This window comes from Paenibacillus xylaniclasticus, from assembly GCF_004001065.1.
Lineage (GTDB): Bacteria > Bacillota > Bacilli > Paenibacillales > Paenibacillaceae > Paenibacillus_T > Paenibacillus_T xylaniclasticus.
Map to the genome: position 1 here is coordinate 1 of NZ_BIML01000102.1, position 624 is coordinate 624.

General features: G+C 34.9%; 1 protein-coding gene. It reads right to left on the reverse strand.

Features of this window, described 5'->3' with window-relative positions; genetic code table 11:
* Positions 1-88 precede the first annotated feature (88 nt).
* Positions 89-574 (reverse strand): hypothetical protein, encoded by a 486-nt coding sequence (locus tag PXY01_RS22125; protein ID WP_127573301.1) that lies wholly within the window; start codon positions 572-574, stop codon positions 89-91.
* Positions 575-624 lie beyond the last annotated feature (50 nt).

Sequence of the window (624 nt, forward strand, 5' to 3'; positions counted from 1 at the left end):
AGTTTATCAAGTGTTTGAATTGTTTAGGATTGGTTTGTTGGTTGTATTATTGTACGATCTTGTTGCTGGGGCTGTAAACCCTCATAAGTTAGTTTTTAGGATTCTTATAGCACCAATCTGGGTCATACGGTAACGATTTTAATATTTGCATATCCTCCCAACTGTAGACCCAATCATAGTCCGCAACCCAAAAGTAATCATCGGGGTTTAATTTCAGGTATTCATATATAAAGCGAAATATCAATTCTTGGGCACCATAAACCTCCTCAATTCCACCCACCTGATATAGTGAAAGACTCGGATCCAAGCCAAAAATGACTTCGTTATTATCATAAGTGATCTCGTAGTTATCAAGCCCATCAACATAAAATATAAATTGCTGATTATTTTCATTAACCAAAGGCTTATCAGTAACAGTTAAGGTTGTATATATGAACTGGCCATTCTTATATTTTTTATAGTTATCAAAATACAATCCAGCATCTGCATGAAAAGCAGCTACTATCGTGTCGCTCAACAATTTTTCAGGGATATACTTTTCTTGCTTCATTAAAATAAATGCTGACGTTCCCATCCTACTTTATCACCTTTCCTAATTCGTCTAATGAATTAACGATAGTCACA